General features: G+C 68.9%; 19 protein-coding genes. 10 read left to right on the top strand and 9 right to left on the bottom strand.

Annotated features, from left to right (window positions below):
• Positions 1-19: 19 nt before the first annotated feature.
• On the bottom strand, positions 20-1,021 hold the full coding sequence (locus ATK74_RS12840; protein WP_098461408.1) for a dual specificity protein phosphatase family protein: 1,002 nt from the start codon (positions 1,019-1,021) through the stop codon (positions 20-22).
• 277 nt (positions 1,022-1,298) lie between these two features.
• Here ATK74_RS12840 and ATK74_RS12845 point away from each other — a divergent pair, with 277 nt between their 5' ends.
• Positions 1,299-2,069, top strand: a complete 771-nt coding sequence (locus ATK74_RS12845) for a CAP domain-containing protein (RefSeq protein ID WP_169923852.1) — start codon at positions 1,299-1,301, stop codon at positions 2,067-2,069.
• Between the two features lie 146 nt (positions 2,070-2,215).
• On the opposite strand, the gene ATK74_RS12850 is transcribed toward ATK74_RS12845, so the two are convergent.
• Complete coding sequence (locus tag ATK74_RS12850; RefSeq protein ID WP_098461410.1) at positions 2,216-3,262, bottom strand: LacI family DNA-binding transcriptional regulator; 1,047 nt, start codon at positions 3,260-3,262, stop codon at positions 2,216-2,218.
• Between the two features lie 80 nt (positions 3,263-3,342).
• On the opposite strand from ATK74_RS12850, the gene ATK74_RS12855 reads away from it, so the two are divergent.
• Positions 3,343-5,004: a glycoside hydrolase family 13 protein gene (locus ATK74_RS12855; protein ID WP_098461411.1), complete on the top strand. Its 1,662-nt coding sequence runs from the start codon at positions 3,343-3,345 to the stop codon at positions 5,002-5,004.
• A gap of 3 nt (positions 5,005-5,007) precedes the next feature.
• Here ATK74_RS12855 and ATK74_RS12860 read toward each other — a convergent pair whose 3' ends face one another.
• Complete coding sequence (locus ATK74_RS12860) at positions 5,008-5,463, bottom strand: aromatic ring-opening dioxygenase LigA (RefSeq protein WP_098461412.1); 456 nt, start codon at positions 5,461-5,463, stop codon at positions 5,008-5,010.
• Positions 5,464-5,717: 254 nt separating this feature from the next.
• On the opposite strand from ATK74_RS12860, the gene ATK74_RS12865 reads away from it, so the two are divergent.
• Complete coding sequence (locus ATK74_RS12865; RefSeq protein WP_098461413.1) at positions 5,718-5,894, top strand: HVO_2922 family protein; 177 nt, start codon at positions 5,718-5,720, stop codon at positions 5,892-5,894.
• A gap of 57 nt (positions 5,895-5,951) precedes the next feature.
• Here the strand turns inward: ATK74_RS12865 and ATK74_RS12870 are convergent, their stop codons facing one another.
• The gene (locus ATK74_RS12870; RefSeq protein ID WP_211283377.1) at positions 5,952-6,389 is read right to left on the bottom strand and encodes a GNAT family N-acetyltransferase; all 438 of its coding nucleotides are present in this window, start codon (positions 6,387-6,389) and stop codon (positions 5,952-5,954) included.
• 672 nt (positions 6,390-7,061) lie between these two features.
• Between ATK74_RS12870 and ATK74_RS12875 the strand changes: the two genes are divergently transcribed.
• The 3 genes from ATK74_RS12875 to ATK74_RS12885 all read left to right on the top strand — a co-directional run bounded on the left by ATK74_RS12875 (position 7,062) and on the right by ATK74_RS12885 (position 9,002).
• The gene (locus ATK74_RS12875; RefSeq protein WP_098461415.1) at positions 7,062-7,538 is read left to right on the top strand and encodes an NUDIX hydrolase; all 477 of its coding nucleotides are present in this window, start codon (positions 7,062-7,064) and stop codon (positions 7,536-7,538) included.
• Positions 7,539-7,777: 239 nt separating this feature from the next.
• Entirely contained in the window at positions 7,778-8,305 is a 528-nt protein-coding gene (locus ATK74_RS12880; RefSeq protein WP_169923853.1) for a DUF2199 domain-containing protein, read from the top strand.
• Between the two features lie 7 nt (positions 8,306-8,312).
• Positions 8,313-9,002 carry a DinB family protein gene (locus tag ATK74_RS12885; RefSeq protein ID WP_245840931.1) on the top strand — a complete coding sequence of 230 codons (690 nt, stop codon included), beginning with the start codon at positions 8,313-8,315 and terminating at the stop codon, positions 9,000-9,002.
• A gap of 56 nt (positions 9,003-9,058) precedes the next feature.
• On the opposite strand, the gene ATK74_RS12890 is transcribed toward ATK74_RS12885, so the two are convergent.
• Positions 9,059-10,084 carry a patatin-like phospholipase family protein gene (locus tag ATK74_RS12890; protein ID WP_098461417.1) on the bottom strand — a complete coding sequence of 342 codons (1,026 nt, stop codon included), beginning with the start codon at positions 10,082-10,084 and terminating at the stop codon, positions 9,059-9,061.
• A gap of 74 nt (positions 10,085-10,158) precedes the next feature.
• On the opposite strand from ATK74_RS12890, the gene ATK74_RS12895 reads away from it, so the two are divergent.
• Positions 10,159-10,995, top strand: a complete 837-nt coding sequence (locus ATK74_RS12895) for a rhomboid family intramembrane serine protease (protein ID WP_098461418.1) — start codon at positions 10,159-10,161, stop codon at positions 10,993-10,995.
• Between the two features lie 416 nt (positions 10,996-11,411).
• Here ATK74_RS12895 and ATK74_RS12900 read toward each other — a convergent pair whose 3' ends face one another.
• The 3 genes from ATK74_RS12900 to pdxS all read right to left on the bottom strand — a co-directional run bounded on the left by ATK74_RS12900 (position 11,412) and on the right by pdxS (position 14,425).
• A complete protein-coding gene (locus tag ATK74_RS12900) occupies positions 11,412-12,416 on the bottom strand; it encodes a TerC/Alx family metal homeostasis membrane protein (RefSeq protein WP_098461419.1) in 1,005 nt (334 codons plus the stop codon).
• 463 nt (positions 12,417-12,879) lie between these two features.
• Complete coding sequence (pdxT, locus tag ATK74_RS12905; protein ID WP_098461420.1) at positions 12,880-13,497, bottom strand: pyridoxal 5'-phosphate synthase glutaminase subunit PdxT; 618 nt, start codon at positions 13,495-13,497, stop codon at positions 12,880-12,882.
• 28 nt (positions 13,498-13,525) lie between these two features.
• Positions 13,526-14,425: a pyridoxal 5'-phosphate synthase lyase subunit PdxS gene (gene pdxS, locus ATK74_RS12910; RefSeq protein ID WP_098461421.1), complete on the bottom strand. Its 900-nt coding sequence runs from the start codon at positions 14,423-14,425 to the stop codon at positions 13,526-13,528.
• 71 nt (positions 14,426-14,496) lie between these two features.
• On the opposite strand from pdxS, the gene pdxR reads away from it, so the two are divergent.
• A complete protein-coding gene (pdxR, locus tag ATK74_RS12915; RefSeq protein ID WP_098461422.1) occupies positions 14,497-15,918 on the top strand; it encodes a MocR-like pyridoxine biosynthesis transcription factor PdxR in 1,422 nt (473 codons plus the stop codon).
• Positions 15,915-16,763, top strand: coding sequence for an endo alpha-1,4 polygalactosaminidase (locus ATK74_RS12920; RefSeq protein ID WP_169923854.1), 849 nt, complete (start codon positions 15,915-15,917; stop codon positions 16,761-16,763). The genes pdxR and ATK74_RS12920 overlap by 4 nt, the downstream gene beginning before the upstream one ends.
• On the opposite strand, the gene ATK74_RS12925 is transcribed toward ATK74_RS12920, so the two are convergent.
• A complete protein-coding gene (locus tag ATK74_RS12925; protein ID WP_211283463.1) occupies positions 16,764-17,939 on the bottom strand; it encodes a glycine C-acetyltransferase in 1,176 nt (391 codons plus the stop codon).
• An 84-nt stretch (positions 17,940-18,023) separates the two neighbouring features.
• Here ATK74_RS12925 and ATK74_RS12930 point away from each other — a divergent pair, with 84 nt between their 5' ends.
• Positions 18,024-19,340 (top strand): MFS transporter, encoded by a 1,317-nt coding sequence (locus ATK74_RS12930; protein ID WP_098461425.1) that lies wholly within the window; start codon positions 18,024-18,026, stop codon positions 19,338-19,340.
• The last annotated feature ends 53 nt before the right edge of the window (positions 19,341-19,393 follow it).

The raw sequence follows: 19,393 nt of genomic DNA on the forward strand, positions 1-19,393 counted from the left end.
TCCACAGGCGACCGCATATTCATGCGCCGAGGGCCAGGGTCTGGGGATCGGCGTGTACCAGCTGGGCGTAGTCGCCCCCGTGCAGCAGGCGTAGGACCGGGCCATCGCCGGCCAGCCAGCCGGCCAATCGCTCCGGAACCAGCACCGGGATCGGCTCGAAGAGCTCAGTCACCTTCACCGGCAGCATGGCCTCGCCGGGCTCGACCGGCCCCACCACCAATGCGCGTCCGCAGAGGCCTTCTGCGGTGAGCAGCAGCACCTCGTCCAGCTGCGCGAGCTCCGAGCGCGGGCCCCCAACGACCAGCCCGGCGGCCACCTCCGGAGAGCGGTCGATCAGGTCGGCCAGGGCCAGCCGCTGGCCAACGCTCAGCCGTAGCGTCCACCGATTGCGGGGCTGTTGGGTGTTCCGGATCGTCCGGATCACCGCCTCGACATCCAGGTTCCGGGCGGCACGCCAGCGCTGCAGCACCCGCCGTGCGTTCCGCCGAGTGCGGGCGTCGTGGCCGAGCCGGGCCGACCACCAGGCCAGGACGCTGCCGGCATAGTCGATCGCAGCCACCGGACGAGCCGTCCGGATCGCTTCGAGGGCCGGACGCACCCCCATGCCGGCGTCCAGCAGGATCGCCAGCACCACCGACGGGGCTCGATTCACCCCCATGTGACAATGCACCAGAAGTTTGGCTTCCGGATCGGCAAGAGCCTGCCTGGCCCATTCAACGACCCCGTCGAACCAGCGGCCCGGAATCACGGCTCCGTCGTCGTCGACGGGGTGGTACAGGTACCGGATTCCCGGCTCCCAACGACGGACCAGCGACTCGTCGGTCCATTCCGCGCGCAGGTCGATGATGTGAGTGATTCCGGCCTCGGACAGCTCAGCGAGCTGCCGTCTGGCAAGCTCGAAGTTCGCCGAGAGATCGCCGCCAACAGCTATTCGCTGCGTGACGAAATCGGCGTTCGCAAGCGCGAAGCCCTGAGTCAGTTCGGCGTGGAATGCGGCCCGACCGGTGGCGGAATCGGTCATGAGTTGAATATTGCAGCAATCTCACAACCTCGCCAAGATGTGCGTGGACTCGTTTAGAGGAATCTCAGGAAATGCACGGAAACGAGGGCAAGCCCCCTTACGGGTGACATAGATGGGTACCCATTCGGTTATCCGCTATATCCATTCGTAGGGATTGCCATTACGCCCTGCTTCGGGCAGAGTTTGTCGGGTACGAGAGGGGAACCCATCGCCTACCCCGCGATGGACAACTCGACATAAGGGATGTACCGCCATGCTGACCTTGCGTACCGTGTGTTTGCGTTCGCTTGCCGCGTTCGCCACGGCCATCGCCCTGATGCCTCAGTTGCCGACCGCTGAGGCAGCCTCTGTCGCACCCAGCGCCGCGCTGAAGCCGGCCGCCGCGAAGGTGTCCACACTGTCATCGAAGTCGGGCGTCGAGCCGGGCATCGTAGTGACGGTCAGCAAGGCGTCCATCACCGGCAAGAACCTCGCCACGACGACCTCGGTGCGCTTCGGAAGCACCCCGGCCAAGGTGCTCTCGGCCACCAAGACCAAGGTGACCTTCGAACTCCCGGCTCTGGAGGCAGGGAAGTACCGGGTCTCGGTCACCACGGCAGCCGGCACCGCGACCGGGCCGATGTACACCGTCCGCACCATGGAAAGTGAGGTTCTCCGACTCACCAACGTGGCCCGGAACAAGGCCCGCAAGTGCGGCAGCACCAAGTACCCGTCCGCCCCGGCGCTGCGCGTCGACCAGACCCTGGCCGATGTGGCCGCAGCGCACAGCCGCGACATGGCCGAGCGCAGCTACTTCAGCCACACCTCCCAGTCCGGCAAGAGCCCCTTCGATCGGATGCGGGCCGCCAACTACGACTACCGGGCCGCAGGCGAGAACATCGGCGCCGGCTTCACCACCCCGAAGGCCGTAGTGGACGCCTGGCTGGCCAGCCCCGGTCACTGCCGAATCCTGATGAGCCGCTCCTACACCGAGCTCGGAGTCGGCTATGCGACCGGCGGCTACTACGGCACCTACTGGACGCAGGACTTCGCGAAGCCGAAGAACTAGTCCCCCACAGACCTCGGCTGGGCGATGCGCCAATCGCCCAGCCGAGACCCCAAAGTCCATCGCCCGCCCCCCATGCGAAACGGGCCGACCGCGGGGATTGCTCAGCCCGCCGTACCCCCGAACCGGCGGGCTGAGTCACGTCCGGCTCAGCCCGAGGTGCTCTCCCGCACCACCAGACTCACCCGCAGCCGCTGGCTCAGCGGGGCTTCGGCGGACGGATCGGCCCGGCGGGCCAGCTCGGCCAGCAGCGCTCGGACCGCGGCCCGTCCCTTCCGATCGACGTCCTGGCGGACCGTGGTCAGCGCCGGACGGTTCCGCGCAGCCAAGGGGTGATCGTCGAAGCCCACCACGGCCAGATCGCCAGGCACGGAGAGCCCCTGGTCGGTCGCCGCGGCGATCAGTGCCTGGGCCAGCACATCGGTCAGGCACAACGCGGCGGACGGCCGGTCGGCCGCGGCCAGCAGCCGGTCCAGCTGTTCGGGGGCATAGGGGTCGGGCTGATGAATGACCTGCGGCTGCACGCCGGCGGCGGCCAGTGCGTCCATCCAGCCGAACCATCGCTGAGCGAGCACCCGCTGACGCAGCGCGGACGCCGGTGGCGGGCCGGTGACCAGTCCGGGCTCCGGACCGAAACCCGTGGTCACCACCAGAATCCGGCGATGGCCGAGGGCCAGCAGATGTTCGGCAGCCGCCTTCGCGCCACCATAGTCGTCGATGGTGATGGACGGACGTTTGGCAGGCGCGTCGGCGTCCACATAGACCAGCGGCAGGCCGCGGCGAGCCAGCAGATCCACCGCCGGCAGCTGCGGATCGCAGGAATAGATGATCGCCCCGTCCAGGGCCACGTCGCGGGCCGGCACCACGGCGCCGTCGGTGGTGGCCGGGAGCAGGGTCAGGGCGAGTCCGGCCTGGTTCAGCTCGTCGGCCACGGCGCCGACGAAGCGGGCCGACATCTCGTCGGCCAGGGCGGTGCTCAGCGTGGTGGTCCACAGCAGCCCGACCGTCCCCGCAGTTCCGGTGGCCAGCGAGCGGGCCGAGGGATCCGGCCCCAGGTAGCCCAGCGCCGCGGCCTCGTCCAGGATCTTGCGGCGCAGCTCGGCCGACAGCTGATCGGGCCGGGAGAAGGCATTGGAGACCGTCATCCGGCTGACCCCGAGCCGGTCGGCGATCGACTGCAGGGTGACCTTGCCCATTCGCCGACCTCCTGGCTTGCCCGGGTTCCACGCTGAGTCTATCTTTACCGCTACAGACTTTATCGGTAAAGGGGCACTTGATGAGCGAGCATGCGGCGGACGAGTGGTGGCGCCATGCCGTGGTCTACCAGCTCTATCCGCGCAGCTTCGCCGACGCCAACGGCGACGGCGTGGGCGACCTGGCCGGGATCCGCTCCCGACTCGGCTACCTGGCCGGCCTGGGGGTGGACGCGATCTGGATCAACCCCTGGTACCCCTCGCCGATGGCCGACTCCGGCTATGACGTCTCCGACTACCGCTCCATCGAGCCGAGCTTCGGCACCCTGGACGAGGCCGAGGCCCTGATCGCCGAGGCGCATGCCGTCGGTCTGCGGGTGTTGCTGGACATCGTCCCCAACCACACCTCCGACCAGCACCCCTGGTTCGTCGAGGCGCTGGCCTCTGCACCCGGTTCGGCGGCCTGCGAGCGCTACCTGTTCCGCGAGGGACGGGGCATCGACGGCGCCGAGCCGCCCAACGACTGGCGCAGCGAGTTCGGCGGCCCGGCCTGGACCCGGGTGATCGAAGCGGACGGACGTCCGGGCCAGTGGTACCTGCACCTGTTCACCGCGGCCCAGCCCGACCTCAACTGGGCCAACCCCGAAGTCCGCGCGGAGTTCGAGGACATCCTGCGGTTCTGGTTCGACCGGGGCGTCGACGGCTTCCGGATCGATGTCGCGCACGGCCTGGTCAAGGATCCGGGCTTCGCCGACCTGGACGGGATGACCTTTCCGCTGCCCGAGGATGCCCCGGACGGCCTGGAGCATCCACACTGGGATCAGCCCGGGATCCACGAGATCTTTCGCGGCTGGCGCCGAGTGGCCGACTCCTACTCCCCGCCGCGCGCGTTCTGCGGCGAGATCTGGGTGGGCCGCGATCGGCGACTGGCCGCGTACTTGCGTCCCGACGAGCTGCACACGGCGTTCAACTTCAGCTTCCTGGTCTCGCCCTGGCTGCCCGACCAGCTGCGGCAACGGATCAGCAGCACGCTGGCCGCACACGCCGCAGTCGGCGCGCCACCGACCTGGGTGCTGGGCAACCACGACGTCTGCCGTCCGGCATCGCGCTATGCCCGCGAGCAGCGAGTCCACGCCTTCGAGGACCGCACGCTGAGCCACTTCCTGGACCGTCCGGCCGATCGGGAGCGCGGCCTGCGCCGAGCGCGCGCCGCGGCCCTGCTCAGCCTGGCCCTGCCGGGCAGCGCCTACCTGTTCAACGGTGAGGAACTCGGCCTGCCCGAGGTCGAAGACCTGCCGCTGGAGGCGCTCCAGGATCCGGTGGTCCGCGGCACGGACTTCGCCGATCGCGGTCGCGACGGCTGTCGGGTACCGCTGCCGTGGACGATCAGCGGCACCAACTACGGCTTCTCCCCTGAGGGCGGGGCCGCCGGGTGGCTTCCCCAGCCCGCCGGGTGGGGGGAACACAGCGTCCAGGCCCAGGACGGACGTCCCGGCTCGACGCTCGAGCTCTACCGCTCGGCACTGGCGCTTCGTCGCACCTGGGGCCTGGGTGTCGGCGAGTTCGGCTGGCTCGAGGCCGGCCCGCAGGCGGTCGCCTTCACCTGCGGGGCCGACGTCGAGTGTTGGGTCAATCTCGGCGAGCAGCCGCTGAGCCTGCCGGACGCGGCGCGCGTGCTGTTGACCAGTGACGACCTGGTCGACGGACGCCTCGCTCCGGACGCGGCAGCCTGGCTGCTGCGCTGAGGGCTACTCGGTCTCGACCAGCACCGGAGCCGCCTGTGCTCCGACCAGGCGCAGCGCCCAGCCGATCAGGATCGCCACCACGCCCACTCCGATCGCGAACAGGGCGACCCCGAACGCAATCACGGACGTGAACAGCGACGCCCGCAGGAAGGACGCGTTCATCGCGGTCGCTCGCAGCGGGTCTTCCTTGTCCAGCTCGGCGTAGGTCTTGCCGCCGGTGGCCTTGAGGGCGTGGCCGCTGATCACATCGGCCTGGACGAAAGCCTCCAGCGGACCGGCCACCTTGGCGCCGGCGAGCATCGGTGCATCAGCCGAGACGGTGATATCTTCCGCGGCGAGCTTGGTGCTGACCATGCCCCAGGTGACCCCTCCGGCCACGATGAACAGGACACCGATCAGTGCGGTGACCAGTCCGAGCAGTCGGATTCGCTTGCCCTTGACGTCAGAAACACTAGCCATTTCGCTCTTCTCCTTCAGAGAGAGTCCGACGGACGTCCCGCCAGTGAGGTAAGGCTAACCTGAAAATTGCGTAGTCAACAATATTCTGAGCGAGATGATGAATTCCTCGGCGCGCCGGGGGCCCACTCGTCCCGATTACCCCTAGTCGCGACTCAGAAAGATCACCACCAATTACTCCCGTGCGGAACTCCGGACGGCTAGCCTCCTGACAGGGCCGGACGTGGCCGTCCGCGCAGAACCAGGAGTCAACGAAGATGAGCAAGTTCGAGCTGTACGCCGACGCCAAGGGTGAGTACCGCTGGCGCCTGAAGGCCAGCAATGGCCAGGTCATCGCCACCGGTGGCGAGGGCTACTCCAGCAAGGCCAGTGCCAAGCAGGGCATCGAGTCGGTGAAGAAGAACGCCGCCGACGCCCCGATCGAAGAGGTATAGCGCGTCAGCCGACCGCCGGTCGGGGACTTCGGTCCCGGGCCGACGGTCGTCGGCTGTTCAGACCAGCTCTTTGGCCAGGTGGATCAGGACGACCCCGCCGGGCACCTCGGCCCGTCCAGTCTCGGCGTAGCCGCGGCTGGTGTACAGGTGCAGGTTTGACTCGCTGCGATCGCCGGTGAACAGCACCGCCCGCCGTCCGGGCAGCACCTTCTCGGCCGCCAGCAGCAGCTCGGCACCCAGGCCGCGGCCGTGCAGGTCCGGAGCGACGCTGAGCCGTCCGATGTGCAGCTCGTCGTCCTTGGCCTTGACTCGGATCGAGCCGACCAGCCGTCCGTCCAGCACCGACACCAGGCCGATGCTGGTCTGCAGGTCGGTGAGGATGTCGTCGACGCTCTCGGTCAGCGGCGGCAGGAAAGCGTCGGCGTACCGCTGCGCCTCCACCACGAAGGCGGCCCGCTGGACCGTGAAGACCTCACCGACATCGGCGGCCGTCATTGGCCGAATCGTCGCCCCGCTCGACACCATTTCTCCTTCTCAGCGCGTGCATGGAGGGTACTCCCGGGCGGGCGGCGGGCGGCGTTGTCCGAACCACGGAACCTGGCTCGGTTGCCCCGGTTAGGTAGTTCTACCGCAGCCGGTCCAGTTCACAAGACCCATGGCTATGACTATGTTGAATTTCCAGCAGAGGAGAGGTCACTGATCGCACCTGCTGCGTCCTGGCCCCGAAGTCGGGAGGGGGATCCCGGCGAGGGGCTCGGCCACGGACATCGATCCGTCGGAGCCGACCTTTTCGGCCAACGGCTCTGGCAGATGTCTGGTGCTGGACGGAGCTGCTGATGCGAACTGCTGACCGACCGCCACAACTGAACAGGGACTCGTATCTAGCCTCGCCGGACGGCAACTGACGGGACTAGGTAGGCAGAGGGATCGCCGGGGCACTGACCCCAGCGCCCTACCGATCCGGCGTGGGGGCGCCGGGACGGAGCTGGGATCAAGGAACCGGAACCTCTGCGTGATGCCCGTAGCCCTGGATTGGGGTGGGGGATGCCTTCGGACTTTGTCCTGCGGCGCCGGGCGGCGAGTCCTCAGTCTCTGTTGTGGAGCCACAAGAGCCGGTCTGGTGAATTCCAGACCGGCTCTTGCTGGTCCAGCCACTAGGCTGCGTCCGTGGCAACCCCGGAGTTCATCCTGACCCTGCGCGAGCAGATCGGAACCGCTCGACTGTGGCTTTCCGGGGCAACAGCCGTGGTGATTCGGCCGACCCCGTCCGGCGAGGAAGTGCTCCTGGTGTGCCGCACCGACAACGGCCAATGGACCCCGGTGTCGGGAATCATCGATCCCGGTGAGCAGCCTCATCTGGCTGCGCTGCGAGAGGTGGTCGAGGAAGCCGGGGTGGTGGCCGAGGTCGAGAACCTGGTCTGGCTGACCGTCACCGATGTGGTCACCTACGCCAACGGCGACCAGACCCAGTACATCGATCACGTGTTCCGGTGCCGCTGGGTCTCCGGCGAGCCGTTTCCGGCCGACGGAGAGGCCACCGAGGCCGCCTTCTTCGCCGCGGACGCGCTGCCTCCGATGACCGAGGACCACGCCCGGCGCGTCGAGCTGGCGCTGGCCGATCCACCCCGCACAGTGCTCGGCTGAGCGCCCCCGACGGCTTGCCGAAAACCCATTGCGGAATCTCCCACACGTACTAGATTGGCAGTTGCCCCGTTCGGTCCGACGAGTTCGGCTGACGGAGGCTGGCACGCGGCGAAGCATTAACCCCCAGCGATCGGCCCGGCCGGGAGCACAGCGCGGTGTTCCCGGTCGGCCCGACCACTGGGGGGCCCAATTACCCGGTTCCGCCTCGCCGAACCCGTCCGAAGAGGATGATTGTGGCTATGGCCCGGGTCACTGGAGATGCCCTCACGCTGTGCAGCGTGTGCAACCGCCGGCACACCAATCTGACTCGCCTGCTGGGCGCATCCGCGCCGGATGACTGGCTGGCAGTCAGCAATGGTGAGCGGCTCGAGGCCGAGCTGACCCCGGACGTCTGCATCCTCCCCGACAGCGGCCTGATCAGGCATTTCATTCGTGGACACCTGCAACTTGCGGTGGACGACATGGAGCTGAGCCCGTTCGTCTGGTCGATCTGGGTCGAGGTGAGCGAGGACTCGATGCGGGTGATCGCCCAGCACTGGAGCGACCCCAACCGGGCTGCCACTCGTCCGCTGGAAGGCGTGCTGGCCAACGAGCTGCCCTACTCCGAGCCGACCAAGGGACTGCCGGTCGAGGTGCACACCCGGGACATGGGCCAGGCGCCGCTGATCATGCTGTCCCGCGGCAGCACCCACGGGCTGGCGATCGAGCAGCGCGACGGAATCACCGTGCACAGGGTTGCCGAACTCGGCGAGCTGCTGCAGCGTTGAGCCCGCTATGAGTTTCTTCGAGATCTTCGACCCCGGACAGCGGTTCCAGCGCCAGCAGCGCGACCTGGAGAAGTCGCTGGTACTCACCGACGCCCAGGGCGGGGACGGCCCGCAGCCGCTCGACCTGGACTCCGGTTCGGTGGTGTTGCGGCTGCCGAGCGGCGAGCCGGCCACTCCGCCGGCCGACGACAAGGACTGGACGTTCGTCCTGAACACTCCCTGCTCCGAGTGCGGCTATCTGGGCTCGGCGGTGGCGACGGCCGAGTTGCCCGAGCGAGTCCGGGCCGCGACCGCACCGTGGCCGGCCATCCTGGCTCGTCCGGACGTGGCCGTCCGCCCGTCCGCGACTGTCTGGTCGGCGCTGGAGTACGGCTGCCACGTCCGCGACGTGCTGCGGATCTTCAACCGTCGGCTGGAGCTGATGCGTAGCACCGACGACCCACTCTTCGAGAACTGGGATCAGGACGCCACCGCACTCGAGCAGCGCTACTGGGAGCAGGATCCGGCCGTGGTCAGCGGCGAACTGATGGTGGCCGCCGCCGAGAACGTTGCCGAGTGGACGAGTGTGCGCGCCGAGGAGTGGGATCGTCCCGGACGCCGCAGCAACGGCTCGGTGTTCACCGTGGCCACCCTCGGCCAGTACTTCCTGCACGACCTGGTGCACCACCTGCACGACGTCGGCTCGCCGGTCGACTGATCGGACGCGCGAAGCGCCGTCCCCGCAAAGAAGGGGACAGTCCCCTTCCGGTGGGATCACTCCAGGGCGGCCACCTCGGCCGACGCCCCGCGATCCTCGGGGAAGGCCCTGTCGAGCGCCTCTTCGGTGAGCGTGCGGCCCAGCGCGATCAGCTCGACGGCCCGGTGGAAGTCCATGGTCTTGGCCGCATCGCCGGGGACCGTCACCGTGACGTTCGGCGGCATGGCGGCCATTCGGTAGCGAGTGATCAACGAGCCCATGGTGTCCAGCGCCATCGAGGCCACATCGGTCAGCCCGACCCCGGGCGGCGGCTGCTCGAAGGTGCCCCGGACCGGGTGCCTGTGCTCGGGCTCGATGGCCTTGTCATCGTCGGTTTCCTCGCCCTGGCCACGGCCGAAGCGGGCCATGATTGAGGCAATGAAGTCGTTCTCCCAGACCCCGGCCGCACTCTTCATGAACCGGTCCAGCCACTCGTTGGGCGGACGCTGCTCGGAGGTCTCCTTGGACGGGCTGGCGGTGAAGCTGCGTCCGCTGTCGCCGGAGAGCTCGACGGCCAAGGTGAAGTCGGCCCCCGAGCCGATCACCGGCTCGACCGGGACCGGGTTCAGCACGCCGCCGTCGACCAGCAACCGTCCATTGACCATGATCGGGGTGATCGCACCGGGAATGGCGATCGAGGCGCGGATCGCCACGTCCACCGGGCCGGAGGTGAACCAGACCTCGCGACGGGCGCCGATGTCAGTGGCCACCGCGGTGTAGGGGATCGGCAGGTCCTCGATCTGGGCGCCGTCCAGGATCTCGCTCATCCGGGCCAGCACCCGCTCGAGCTTGAACGCCCCCGGGCCACCCAGGCTCGGGTCGAGCAGCCGCAACACGTCCCGCTGAGTCAGTGGGGTGACCCAGTCGACGTACTCGTCCATCTTGCCGGCCGCGTACAGGCCGCCGATCAGCGCACCCATGGACGCCCCGGCGATCGCCACGACCTTGTAGCCGCGCTCCTCCAGGACCTGCAACGCCCCGATATGGGCGTACCCGCGGGCTCCACCAGAGCCCAGCACCAAAGCCACCGTCTTGCCAGTCATGGGCCCATTATCCGTGAGCGTGCCGCATCACACAGCGGATCAGGCGGTGTCGGTGCCCGAGTAGGGTTTCAGCCATGACGACCCAGCAGCCACCGGTTGCCTACGCCTGCTATCGGCATGCCGATCGCGGCACCTACATCCGCTGCCAGCGCTGCGGACGTCCGATCTGCGGCGAGTGCATGGTCAGCGCCGCGGTCGGCTTCCAGTGCCCCGAATGCGTCCGCTCGGCCGCGAAGGAGACCCGGCAGGGCGAGCTGCGCTTCGGCGGACGTCCGGTGGCCAATGCCAGCGTGACCACGATCGTGCTGATCGCGATCAATGCCCTGGTCTGGGTGCTGATCAACTACGGCCAGCTGAGCAACGAGGCCTACGCCAACTTCGTGCTGATCCCCGGACTGGTTGGCCACGGCTTCTGGCTGGAGCCGCTGGCCTCGGCCTTCAGCCACCAGCAGCTGCTGCATCTGGGCGTGAACATGATGTCTCTGTGGTTCCTCGGTCCGCCGTTGGAGCAGGCCCTGGGACGGGCCCGGTTCCTGGCCGTCTACCTGATCTCGGCGTTGACCGGCTCCACCGCAGTGATGTGGCTATCGGCCCCTGATACCGCCACCCTGGGTGCGTCCGGCGCCATCTTCGGTCTGATCGGATCGCTGCTGGTGCTGGCTCTGCGGCTGCGCGGGAACGTCCAGAACGTCCTGTTCTGGCTGGTGATCAACCTGGTCTTCACCTTCACGCCGGGCACCGGGATCTCCTGGCAGGGCCACATCGGAGGCCTGATCGGCGGCCTGATCACGTCCGCGCTGATCGCCTACGCGCCGCGCAAGGACCGCTCGCTGATCCAATGGGTCGGCCTGGCCGGCGTCGCCGTGCTCGCCGTGGCCGGGATCATCATCCGCGCCCTGGCTTTGGTCTAGCTCCGTCCCTCGGTTCGCGCGCCCGTCCGGCCTCGCCCTGGCCCTCTAGGTTCCCGCTACCGGACGCAACCCTTGCTACCGAAGTTCCGGCAGCAAGAGTTCCAATCGGTAGCTAACGCGGGGGATGAGACCCGACGGACGGCCCCGGGGACGCCCAGAGCACGGCTCGCAGCCGGAGGCACACGACGAGGCCCGTCCACCTCCACCCCGTCCGGTTCTGCCGGTCCCCCTCGGCTCGCGCTGGCGCCCGCCTCGCCGCACCGCTGAAGCTCCCGCTCCCGTCCGGCCTGCTCCCCGTCCCTCAAGGTTCCCGCTACCGGACGCAACCCTTGCTACCGAAGTTCCGGCAGCAAGAGTTCCAATCGGTAGCTAACGCGGAGGAGGAGGCCCGATGGCGGGTCGGTACGGCGGCCGAGCTACTCGGGACGTCCGGCCTCGGCCGCGGCCAGGACGGCCTTGGTCCGCCGGTTCGCGATCAGGCTGGTGGTGATCACGATGGCCAAGATGGCCACGATCACCCCGAGGGAGGCCAGCGTCGGCACGGTCGGCACCCAGGTCCAGACGCCGTGCGCCCAGTGCAGCACCAGCTTCACCCCGATGAAGGCCAGGATGGCAGCCAGCCCGTAGCCCAGGTGCACCAGGGCCCCCAGCGCGCCTTCGAGGACGAAGTACAGCGCCCGCAGACCGAGCAGCGCGAAGGCGTTGGTGGCGAACACAAGGTACGGGTCGCCGGTGATGCCGTAGACGGCCGGGACGGAGTCGACCGCGAAGACCACGTCGGTGGCAAGGATCGCCAAAGTGGCCAGGGCCAGCGGGGTCAGCGCGCGGCGTCCGGCTTCACGGACGCTCATCCGCGACCCGCGATAGCCGTCGGTGACCGGGAAGAACCGCCGGGCCACCCGGACGATGGCCAGGCTGCCCGGGTCGACCTCGTGATCGGCGGGGTTCAGGGTGTCCCGCAGCACCTTCACGGCAGTGACGAGGAGGATCGCGCCGAAGAACAGGAAGGTCCACGAGAAGCTGTTCAGCATGGCCGCACCGAGGGCGATGAACACTCCGCGCAGCACCAGCGCGCCGGCCACGCCGATCAGCAGGACGCGCTGCTGCAGCTCGCGGGGCACCGCGAACGAGCTGAGCAGCAGCATGAACACGAACAGGTTGTCCACGCTCAACGATTTCTCGACCAGGTAGCCGGCGTAGTACTCCACCCCGATCTGGGACCCGAAGGTCGCCCACACCCAGCCGCCGAAGGCCACCGGGAGCGCGATGTAGAACGCCGACCAGCCGATGGCCTCCTTCATCGAGACCTCGTGCGGACGGCGGGTGATGATGAAGTCGAGCACGAACAGCGCCAGCACGGCGGCGATGGTGATGGCCCACAGAGTCGGGGTGCCGACGCCGATGGCGAGCGGGATGGTCATAGGTTTCCTCTCACAGCTTTGCCTGTGAGGTCTCCTTCACCGCAGCCGCGGCGCGTCCGCGAGAGCTGGTAGCTCGGATTGACCGCAGACGACTTGGGAAGTACTCCCCTCGCCCACGAGGCTATCGGGACGATCCGGGCCCGGACAACCAACAGCGGTAATCCTGCTGCCGGACGAGGTGCTGGAGCCGGGTCGGACGGACCGTTCGAAGAACGTATCCCTTGACCCCAAGCCCTACCCAACCGCACCCCAACAACCCACCCAGCGACGGAGTCCGAGAATGGTGCCTCCGACCCGGCGAGAGCCCCGACCACCAGCACGAGCCGGGTCGGACGGACCGTTCGAAGAACGTATCTCTTGACCCCAGGCCCTACCCAACCGCACCCGAACGCCCCGCTCAGCCACGGAGTTCGAGAATGGTCCGTCCGACCCGGCGACTACTACAGGCCGAACGACGCCAGCCTCAGGCCACAGAGCGGACGGACGCAGCCGCGCCTGACGCGGTCTCCAGCAGCCGACGGTGGAACAGCGGCTCGCCGGTCAGCTCGGGGTGGAAGGCGATGCCGGTGATCGCCCCCTGCCGGACACCGACGATCGCCTGGTCGCGCAGCGCGATCACCTCGACGCCGGGCCCGGTGGCCACCACCTGCGGAGCCCGAATGAAGGCCACCGTCACCGGCCCGTCCACGGTCTGCAGATCGAGCTCGGCCGAGTCCACCTGGGAGCCGAAGGCGTTGCGGCGCACGGTCACGTCCAGCACCCCGAGCGAGTGCTGACCAGGCGCGGGATCCAGCACCTCACGGGCCAGCAGGATCAGCCCCGCACAGGTGCCCAGCGTCGGCAGCCCAGCCGCGATGGCCTCCCGCAGCGGCTCGAACAGTCCGAAGGTGCGCAGCAGCCGATCGATGGTCGACGACTCGCCGCCGGGCAGCACCAGAGCGTCCACCCGCACCCCGTCCGCCCCCAGCAAGTCGGACGGGGTGCGCAGCGGCACCGTCCGCGCGTCCAGCTCCTCGAGCAGCCGGACGTGCTCGCGTACTCCACCTTGCAGGGCCAGCACCCCGACCGTGATCTGACTCATGGCGTCCTCACCAGGTGGCTAGCGGCGATCACCAGCCGCGTTCGGCCAGCCGATGCGGAGCCGGCAGGTCGGCCACATTGATCCCGACCATGGCCTCGCCCAGGCCCCGGGAGGCCTCGGTGATGGCGGCCGGGTCGTTGTAGAGCGCGGTGGCCTTCACGATGGCCGCGGCTCGGGCCGCCGGGTCGCCGGACTTGAAGATGCCCGAGCCCACGAACACGCCGTCGGCGCCCAGCTGCATCATCAGCGCGGCATCGGCCGGGGTGGCCACTCCGCCGGCCGTGAACAGCACCACGGGCAGCGCGCCGGTCTCGGCCACCTCGCGAACCAGGTCGTAGGGGGCCGACAGCTCCTTGGCCGCGGCGTACAGCTCGTCCGGGTTGGCCTGGTAGGTGGCGTGCAGCCGGGCGATCTCGCCCCGGATGGTCCGGATGTGCTTGGTGGCCTCTGACACGTCGCCGGTGCCAGCCTCGCCCTTGGAGCGAATCATGGCCGCGCCCTCGGCGATCCGGCGCAGCGCCTCACCCAGGTTGGTGGCGCCGCACACGAAGGGGACGGTGAAGGCCTGCTTGTCGATGTGATGGACGTAGTCAGCCGGCGAGAGCACCTCGGACTCGTCGATGTAGTCGACCTTGAGGTGCTGCAGCACCTGGGCCTCCACGAAGTGGCCGATCCGGGCCTTGGCCATCACCGGGATCGACACGGTCTCGATGATGGCGCTGATCAGATCGGGGTCGCTCATTCGGGCCACGCCGCCTTGGGCGCGAATGTCGGCCGGCACCCGCTCGAGCGCCATCACGGCCACGGCGCCGGCGTCCTCGGCGATCCGGGCCTGTTCGGGGGTGACCACGTCCATGATCACGCCACCCTTGAGCATGTCGGCCAAGCCGCGCTTGACCAGCGGAGAACCAGTTGTCATAGGCAGCATCGTGGCCGCCTAACTGGACTGTTCCAAGAGCCAGAACTACCCAACTGTTGTTGGACCAGTATCCTGGACGGGTGCGGCGCACCCCCGAGATCACGCTCCCCGTCCGGCTGGACGGGGACGGCCCGCTGCCCGGACGACTGGCCACCGGGCTGCGCGAGTTGATCACCGCAGCCGTGCTGGCTCCCGGCGATGCGCTGCCCTCGACCCGGGCGCTGGCCGAGCATCTGGGGGTCTCCCGAGGGACGGTGGTGGCCGGCTACGACCAGCTGCTGGCCGAGGGCTACCTGAGCGCGGCGCCGGGACGATCCACCGTAGTCAACCCGCAGTTGCGCCGAGTGCATCCGCGTCCGGCTCCGGCCATGTCGGTGCCGGCACCGCCGCCGCAGACCACCCTCGACCTGCGCCCCGGACGTCCGTGGACCGACGAGGTTGTCGGGGCGGCCTGGAAGGCCGCCTGGCGACAGGCGGCCGCCGAACCGGTGAACCAGTCCGTGCCTGAACTCGGCCTGCCGGCCCTGCGCCGGGCCTGGGCCGAGCACCTGCGCCGAATGCGGGCCGTGGTCTGGAACCCCGAACAGGTGGCCGTGACCGCCGGAGGCCGCGAGGGCTTCGGACTGCTGCTCGCTGCGCTCTCCGACCCAACCGTGCGAGCCGGGCAGGGCCGTCCGCTGCGGGTGGGGGTCGAGGAACCGGGCTACCCGTCGCTGCGCCGAGTGCCGTCCCACTACGGCGCCCAGGTGCTGCCGCTGCGCACCGACGACCGCGGCCTGGCAGTGGCCGACCTGCCCACCGGAACCGACGCCCCCGACGTCGTCCTGGTCACGCCCAGCCATCAGTACCCGCTGGGCGGCAGCCTGCCGGTCGACCGGCGGCAGGGGCTGCTGGAGTGGGCCCGGGCGCATCGGGTGGTGATCGTCGAGGACGACTACGACTCCGAGCTGCGCTACACGTCCCAGCCGTTGCCGGCGCTGGCCTCGCTGGACGATCCGGACGACGGCCGGGTGGTGCTGCTGGGCACCTTGTCCAAGACGCTGACCCCGGCCCTGGCCCTGGGCTTCCTGGCCTTGCCGGATTGGCTGGTCGAGCCGGTCCGGGCCGTCCGGGCCGACCTGGGCCAGCCGGTCGGATTGGTCCCGCAGCGGGCCGTGGCCCACTACCTCGACGCCGGTGCGCTGCGGCTGCACACCCAGCGGATGCGGCAGCGCTATCGGCGCCGCCGGGCCCAGGTGATGGACGCCCTGGCCGACCGGGACGGCCTGCGAGTGCAACCCATGGACGGCGGTCTGCACGCCGTGGTCGAGACCGTCCGGCCCGAGGACGAGGTGGTGGCCGAGCTGACCGCGGCCGGAGTGCAGGTCAGCCCGCTGTCGAGCTATTGGTCCGGCGCGGACGGACGCGGCGGCATCGTCTTCGGCTTCGGCGCGGCCACGGACACCGAGCTGGCTCGCGGCTTGGCGCTGATCGCCGAGATCGCGGGCAAGATGGAGCCGTGAGGCTCACCGGGCTGTTCCTGGCGCTCGCTCTGGCCGTCAGCGGCTGCGCGGCCGACGCCACCCGTCCGACCACCAACGTGTCCGCCGCAGCCGGGACCAGCTCTCCCGCCCCCGAGGTCTCGCCGCAGGCCACGACTCCTTTGGCCCGGATCTGGAAACCCACCCAGGGTCTGAGCTGGCAGTTGCAGTACGTCGGAGCCCTGGCCGCCACCGACGCCCAGGTGGTCGACCTGGACGGCGTCGAGACCACCAAGGCCCAGGTGGCCACGCTGCACGCGCAGGGCAAGAAGGTGATCTGCTACTTCAGCGCCGGCAGCTGGGAGAACTGGCGCCCCGACCGCAAGAAGTTCCCGAAATCGGCGATCGGCAAGAAGTTGGACGGCTGGCCGGACGAGCGCTGGCTGGACATCCGGCAGCTGAAGAGACTCATGCCGATCATGAGCAAGCGCCTGGATCAGTGCCGCGACAAGGGCTTTGACGCCGTCGATCCGGACAACATGGACGGCTACGCGAACGCCCCGACCGGCTTCCCCCTGAAGTCGAAGCACTCCCTGGCCTACCTGAAGGCGCTGGCTAAGGCCGCCCACGCCCGCGGCTTGGCCATCGGGCTGAAGAACGCGCTGGCCCTGCTGCCGAAGGCCACCTCCGCTGTCGAGTTCGCGGTCAACGAGCAGTGCCTGCAGTACCACGAGTGCGGCGTCTACGCCGGCTTCGTGGCCGCCGGCAAGCCGGTCTTCCACGTCGAGTACTCCGGCACCATCGCCGGCATCTGCGCGGCCCGTCCGGCCGGGTTCAGCACCGTCCGCAAGCATCTCAACCTGGACGCCTGGGCCCAGTACTGCTGATCAGCCGACCAGCTCCCGGGCCGCCACGAAGGCGTTCACAGCCGTCCGGACGTCCGCCTCCGAATGCGCCGCGGACAGCTGCACCCGGATCCGGGCCTTGCCTTGCGGCACCACCGGGTAGCTGAATGCGATCACGTAGACGCCCCTTTCCAGCATGGCGTCGGCGATGGCGGCCGCCTGCCGGGCACCGTCCGGGCCGGGGAACATCACCGGGACGATCGGATGCTCGCCGGGCAGCAGCTCGAAGCCGGCTGCGGTCATCAGCTCGCGGAACAGGGCGGCATTGGCGTTCAGCTGCGCCCGGGCCTCGCCAGAGGACGCGGCCAGGTCGATGGCAGCCAGCGAACCGGCCACCACGCTGGGCGCGACCGCATTCGAGAACAGATAGGGACGGGCCCGCTGCCGCAGCAGCGCGATCACCTCGGCCGGGCCGCTCACGTAGCCGCCGGACGCACCGCCCAGCGCCTTGCCCAGGGTGCCGGTGATCAGGTCGACCCGCTCAGCCACCCCGAACTTCTCCGGGGTGCCCCGGCCGCCGTCGCCGATGAAGCCCACCGCGTGCGAATCGTCCACCAGGACCAGGGCGCCGTAGCGCTCGGCCAGGTCGCAGATGCCGGGCAGCGGGGCGAAGTAGCCGTCCATGCTGAAGACGCCGTCGGTGACGATCACCGTCCGTCGAGCCTCGGAGGCGGCCTTCAGCTGGGCCTCCAGATCGTCCAGATCGCGGTTGCGGTAGCGGTAGCGGGACGCCTTCGAGAGCCGGATTCCGTCGATCAGCGAGGCGTGATTCAGCTCGTCGGAGATGATCGCGTCCTGCTCACCGAAGAGCACCTCGAAGACCCCGCCGTTGGCGTCGAAGCAGGACGAGAACAAGATCGTGTCCTCGGTGCCCAGGAACTCCGAGAGCCGGGCCTCCAGCCGGGTGTGCAGGGTCTGGGTGCCGCAGATGAAGCGAACCGACGCCATCCCGAAGCCCCACTCGTCCAGGGCGTCCTTGGCCGCGGCGATCACCGCCGGATGGTCGGCCAGACCCAGGTAGTTGTTCGCGCAGAAGTTCAGCACCGGCCCGGCCGCGGTGGCCACCTGGGCCGACTGCGGGGTGGTCAGTTCGCGTTCGTGCTTGTAGAGACCGGCTTCGGCGATCTCGGTCAACGTGGAGGCAAGTTCGGCGCGCAGGTCGTACATGGCCGCAGTTTATGCCCGCATCTCGTCGGGGACGGGGCTTGGGAACTGTCAGAGCGGCCAGCCACAATGGGTTCGGTGAGCAGCGAAGAGAGTGTGACCACCGTCGAAGAGCGTCCCGGTTGGCGCCGCGACATCACGCTGTTCCTGACCGGGCAGACCGTGTCGCTGTTCGGCTCGATGCTCGTCCAGTACGCGGTGATGTGGTACCTGACCTTGACCACCAAGGACGGCACGGTGCTGGCCCTGTCCACGGTGTTCGGCTTCCTGCCGCAGGCGATCATCTCGATCTTCGGTGGGGTGTGGGCCGATCGGCACAACCGCAAGCTACTGATCATCGGCGCGGACGCGTCCATTGCGCTGGCCACCGCCACCTTGGCGATCCTGATGTTCTTCGGCAACCGCGAGCTGTGGCTAATCTACGCCGCGCTCGCTGTGCGCTCGGCCGGTGCCGGCATCCAGACGCCCGCGGTCGGCGCGCTGTTGCCGCAGATCGTCCCGTCCGACCGGCTGCTGTCCATCAACGGGATCAACCAGTCGATCCAGGCCGGGATGATGCTGATCGCCCCGGCCGTGGCCGCCCTGCTTTACGCGACCCTGCCGCTGTACTGGATCCTCGGGGTGGACGTGGTGACGGCCGCCATCGGGATCGGCCTGATGACCCTGATTCCGGTCGCCAAGATCGTCCGCTCGGAGGCGACTCCGACCGGCTACTTCTCCGACCTGAGCGCCGGCTTCCGCTACGTGGTCACCCATCCGCTGATCCGCTGGCTGCTCGGGCTGTACGCCGTGGTGATGGTCCTGGCCGCGGCCCCGTCCTTCCTGACCCCGCTGATGGTGGCTCGCAGCTTCGGCGAAGAGGTCTGGAAGCTGACCGTGCTGGAGCTGTCGTTCTCGATCGGGATGATGCTGGCCGGTGCCACCATCGGCAGCTGGGGCAAGCGGTTCAGCCGGATCGGTCTGATCGTGGGCGCCTCGATCGGCTTCGGCTTCCTGTCCATCGGGATGGGCCTGTCCAGCAACCTGTGGGTCTTCTACGGCTTCATGTTCCTGACCGGAGTGGCGGTGCCGGTGTTCTCCACACCGTCGATGACGGTGCTGCAGGAGGTCGTGGAGCCGGATCGGCAGGGCCGGGTGTTCGGCTTCTTCGGGATCGTCTCGGCGACCGCCATGCCGGTCGGGATGGCCGTCTTCGGCCCGTTGGCCAACCTCCAGTCGGTGGAGTTCGTGCTGATTCTGTCCGGGATGGTCACCTTGATCGTCGCGGCCATCGCGCTGCTGCTGCCGTCCGGACGACGGGCGATGCGGGCGGCCCGGGATCACACAGATCCGCTGTCCCACGGCCATGGCGTAAGTCTTCCCACCGGAGGTGCCGAGCCGGCAGCCGACGCCTAGGCTGGTGCCATGCACTGCGCCCCCGCCAGGGTGGCCGTCTCCGGACGGTACCG

It is taken from the genome of Propionicimonas paludicola, from assembly GCF_002563675.1.
GTDB lineage: Bacteria > Actinomycetota > Actinomycetes > Propionibacteriales > Propionibacteriaceae > Propionicimonas > Propionicimonas paludicola.

Coding starts and splice junctions, on each gene's coding strand:
- ATK74_RS12890 (WP_098461417.1), bottom strand. CDS start 10,084: ATGACTGGCAAGACGGTGGCTTTGGTGCTGGGCTCTGGTGGAGCCCGC.
- ATK74_RS12870 (WP_211283377.1), bottom strand. CDS start 6,389: ATGACGGCCGCCGATGTCGGTGAGGTCTTCACGGTCCAGCGGGCCGCC.
- ATK74_RS12865 (WP_098461413.1), top strand. CDS start 5,718: ATGAGCAAGTTCGAGCTGTACGCCGACGCCAAGGGTGAGTACCGCTGG.
- ATK74_RS12880 (WP_169923853.1), top strand. CDS start 7,778: ATGGCCCGGGTCACTGGAGATGCCCTCACGCTGTGCAGCGTGTGCAAC.
- ATK74_RS12840 (WP_098461408.1), bottom strand. CDS start 1,021: ATGACCGATTCCGCCACCGGTCGGGCCGCATTCCACGCCGAACTGACT.
- ATK74_RS12860 (WP_098461412.1), bottom strand. CDS start 5,463: ATGGCTAGTGTTTCTGACGTCAAGGGCAAGCGAATCCGACTGCTCGGA.
- pdxS (WP_098461421.1), bottom strand. CDS start 14,425: ATGCTGCCTATGACAACTGGTTCTCCGCTGGTCAAGCGCGGCTTGGCC.
- ATK74_RS12850 (WP_098461410.1), bottom strand. CDS start 3,262: ATGGGCAAGGTCACCCTGCAGTCGATCGCCGACCGGCTCGGGGTCAGC.
- ATK74_RS12895 (WP_098461418.1), top strand. CDS start 10,159: ATGACGACCCAGCAGCCACCGGTTGCCTACGCCTGCTATCGGCATGCC.
- ATK74_RS12885 (WP_245840931.1), top strand. CDS start 8,313: ATGAGTTTCTTCGAGATCTTCGACCCCGGACAGCGGTTCCAGCGCCAG.
- ATK74_RS12900 (WP_098461419.1), bottom strand. CDS start 12,416: ATGACCATCCCGCTCGCCATCGGCGTCGGCACCCCGACTCTGTGGGCC.
- pdxT (WP_098461420.1), bottom strand. CDS start 13,497: ATGAGTCAGATCACGGTCGGGGTGCTGGCCCTGCAAGGTGGAGTACGC.
- ATK74_RS12855 (WP_098461411.1), top strand. CDS start 3,343: ATGAGCGAGCATGCGGCGGACGAGTGGTGGCGCCATGCCGTGGTCTAC.